This window comes from Lutibacter sp. HS1-25 (genome assembly GCF_004121075.1).
Taxonomy (GTDB): Bacteria; Bacteroidota; Bacteroidia; order Flavobacteriales; family Flavobacteriaceae; genus Lutibacter.
In genome coordinates, this window is record NZ_RHLN01000055.1 from 1 (window position 1) to 3,617 (window position 3,617).

At 30.7% G+C, this 3,617-nt stretch carries 3 protein-coding genes; 1 reads left to right on the top strand and 2 read right to left on the bottom strand.

The window, feature by feature from the left end; translation table 11 throughout:
* The coding region (locus EC396_RS12010) for a transposase (RefSeq protein WP_240665697.1) at positions 1-677 on the top strand (677 nt) is incomplete at its 5' end.
* A gap of 105 nt (positions 678-782) precedes the next feature.
* On the opposite strand, the gene EC396_RS12015 is transcribed toward EC396_RS12010, so the two are convergent.
* Positions 783-1,139, bottom strand: coding sequence for a VOC family protein (locus tag EC396_RS12015; protein WP_129366925.1), 357 nt, complete (start codon positions 1,137-1,139; stop codon positions 783-785).
* 1,529 nt (positions 1,140-2,668) lie between these two features.
* Positions 2,669-3,130: a hypothetical protein gene (locus EC396_RS12020; protein WP_240665698.1), complete on the bottom strand. Its 462-nt coding sequence runs from the start codon at positions 3,128-3,130 to the stop codon at positions 2,669-2,671.
* Positions 3,131-3,617: the final 487 nt, after the last annotated feature.

Sequence of the window (3,617 nt, forward strand, 5' to 3'; positions counted from 1 at the left end):
TACACAAACAAGGATTACTTTGGAGAAACTGTATAGCTGACACAGGTTATAGCAGCGGAGAGAATTATGCCTTTCTAGAAGCAGAAGGATTGGAAAGTTTTATACCACCTCACGGAACCTATAAAGGCGGTCCAGAAGGCTTTACCTACAATAAACAAGAAGATTGTTTTATCTGCCCCCAAAATAAAACGATTCCATTTACAAAGGTTTTTTATGAAGGAGAAAACAATAATAAAAAGAAAGAGTATCGAGCATCTAAATACCTATGTATTGATTGCCCTATACGTAGTACTTGTTTAAAAAAGAGTCAAGAAAAACGGATTACCATCACTTATTACAAAGAAGAATATGAGCGTAACAATACAAGGGTAAACAGCAAAAGAGGAAGTTATATGAAAGGTAAACGGCAAAGCACTGTTGAGCCTGTATTTGGCACCCTTACTCAGTTTATGGGACTTAGGAAAATAAATACAATTGGTATACAGCAAGCAAATAAGGTAATGCATCTGTCAGCAATGGCTTATAATCTGAAAAAGTACTTAAAATTCATTTCAAAAACTGTAAAAAGTGATGCAAAACAGGTGCATCATTTTATTTTAACATTAGAGGGCTTTGTAGGCCTTCAAATAAACCTTTTTAAGCGATTCGAAATTGAGAAGAGTTTGCTATTGCTTTAAAAAATAAGCCCCTTAAAAAGGAGCTTATGAAATAGGATATTTGTGTTTTAAGGTCTTGTGCAACGGCTACCATTGTTGGCGGTTCGTTTTTATTCCTTTTTAACTTCATACACTTTGTCCAAAAGTCAATAAATTGCTATCTGGGTCAAGAATAGAAAATTCCTTTTGTCCCCAAGGTTTGATTTCCAATTTTCCATTTGGATGAATTTCAGTCCGCTTTTCCAATAACGATTTATAAAATTCATCAATATTGTCAGTCCGAATATAAACTTGTCCATAATTTTCTTTTGGGTCGAGTTCATTAAATTCAAAAAAATGGATTTGGATTTGGTCTTTTTCCATCATCAAATAACCGTCAAAATCGGCACTCCCAAATTCCTTAAAACCTAATCGTTTTGTGTAAAATTCCCGAGTCACTTTTTTGTCACGCATTGGTAATTTCGGGTTGATGTCTGTTAGCATATTATTTTAAGTTTTTTATCCCATTATTTTAGTTGTCCAAATCAGTTTAATTTCCACCATTTTTGTCCTTTCAGACGGGTTTTTCTTAAATGACCGCCAACGGGCTTTTATAAGATTTGTGCGACTGGAAAATCGGAGATTTTTCGGACGTAGCAAATCGATTGTTGAATGTTTGTCGGTTCGTTATTTAGTTTAAAAGTAAGCATAAATTTTATGAGTTGTTGCCATTTAGCTGCTTTTTGGTCATTATATTCAAATCATTTTTCATAGTTACAATTTTTATTATTTTTGAATTTCAATCATTCTTTTATTCCATAACGTTTTTCTTACGTTCCTTATAGTCATTTTTGTACTCCTTAACGTTCATCACGCGTTCCTGACAGTCATTCTTGCATTCCTTAACGATGTTTTTCAATTTTATCGTGTTCATCATGCGTTTCCGCACGTCACTTTTCTATTTTCGCACATTAATTATGCGTTCCTCATAGTCATTCTTATATTCCTCCACGTTTATATTGTGTTCCTCATAGTCATTCTTGTATTCCTCCTCGTTCATTTTATGTTCCTCCGAGTTATTTTACTATTTTTCAATACTCATAAAGTATTTTCTTTTTTTCTTTTTTATTTCATTGCTCAAATTTTCCATTGTGTTAAAATTGAAAATTATCAATTATAATTCAAATAGTAGAGTGGAAGTCAATTTGAAATTTGTCAGACTTGTTGAATTTTACTTTTAAAGAACTTTTATCAGTTTGTTGCTCTTCCGCAGTTAATGGCAACGGGCTTTTATAAGATTTGTGCGGTTTAAAAATACGATAATTTTCAGCCGATACAAATTGTTTGTTTAATATTTTAAATTTTCTATTAGTTCGAATTATAGCATGAATTTTATGAGTTGTTGTATAACGTGCTTTGGAGTTCGGATTAATCTTTCGGAACTAAATTTCTACGTGTCAACACCTCATTTTACATTATTTTAAAATCCGAGATTTCTCATTTTAGCTGAATTTTCTTAAATATTTCTACGTGTCAACACCTCATTTTACATTATTTTAAAATCCGAGATTTCTCATTTTAGCTGAATTTTCTTAAATCTTAAATATTCCAACAGTCAAATTCCAATGCTCAAACTCCGCCATAATTTTGAACTCCGCAATTTCTCATTTTATCAATATTTTTCTGAAATCTTAAGTATTCCAACATTCAAATTCCAATGCTCAAACTCCGAGTTTTATTTTTTATAGAATTCATTGCTCAATTTTATTTATTTCAATGAGCGATTTTAAATAGGGTAGAAGTGATTTAAATTTTTCTCGGCGCAACTATCAGACAATCTAATTACTCTACCTTAAAATACTTTTATTAAGGAATTCGGATAGAATTCCGATGGCATGTTATACAACGGTTTAGTATTAAGATTTGTGCGACTTAAAAATCGGAGATTTTTCGGACGTAGCAAATCGATTGTTGAATGTTTGTCGGTTTGTATTTAGTTTAAATTTGAGCATAAATTTTATACATTGTTGCCATTAGTTTTTTATCCGTATTGTTTCGAATAATGTTCCCATTTTTTTCTGTCCGTAGTCATTATCAACGTTCATTTCAATTCGGATAATGTTTTCTTTTTCGGTCAATTTAGTATTGTATTTAAATCCGCCGTTGCTTTGTTTTAATGTATCTGGATTTACCTTTTGTCCGTCAACAAGACTGTCAAATTTAACAAAGTAACTTTTGTTTGGATTATATCCGACAACTAATAATTCAACATCAAATTCCGCATTCAGTTCGTACTTATTATCTTTTCCATAAATCTCTCGAAACGAAATACTATCAAATACATATTTAGTATTTATATCCGCGACAATTTTTCTCAAACTATCATTTTCCGCTCTCAAACTTTCTATTTTAGCAATCGTATTTTCTCCTTGATTTATATCTGCACAACTAAATGTTGAAAAAATCAGAAGTAAAAATATTATGGTTTTATTCATTTTTCATCGAATTAATGGCAACGGGCTTTTATAAGATTTGTGCGGATTAAAAATACGATATTTTTCAGCCGTAGCAAATTGTTTGTTTAATATTTTAAATTTTCTATTAGTTCGAATTATAGCATGAATTTTATGAGTTGTTGTGTAACGTGTTTTGGAGTTCGGATTAATCTTTCGGAACTAAATTTCTACGTGTCAAAACCTCATTTTGCATTATTTTTAAATTCGGAAATTTCTCATTTTAGCTGAATTTTCCATAAATCTTAAATATTCCAACAATCAAATTCCAACGCTCAAACTCCGCCATATTTTTAAAATCCGAGATTTCTCTTTTTAGTTTATATTTTTCTTAAATCTTAAATAATTTTTCTTAAATCTTAAATATTCCAACATTCAAATTCCAACGCTCAAACTCCGCCATTTTTTAAAATCCGAAATTTGTCATTTTAGTTTAAATTTTTATAGAATTCTTAAATATTCCAACAGT

Coding starts and splice junctions, on each gene's coding strand:
- EC396_RS12020 (WP_240665698.1), bottom strand. CDS start 3,130: ATGAATAAAACCATAATATTTTTACTTCTGATTTTTTCAACATTTAGT.
- EC396_RS12015 (WP_129366925.1), bottom strand. CDS start 1,139: ATGCTAACAGACATCAACCCGAAATTACCAATGCGTGACAAAAAAGTG.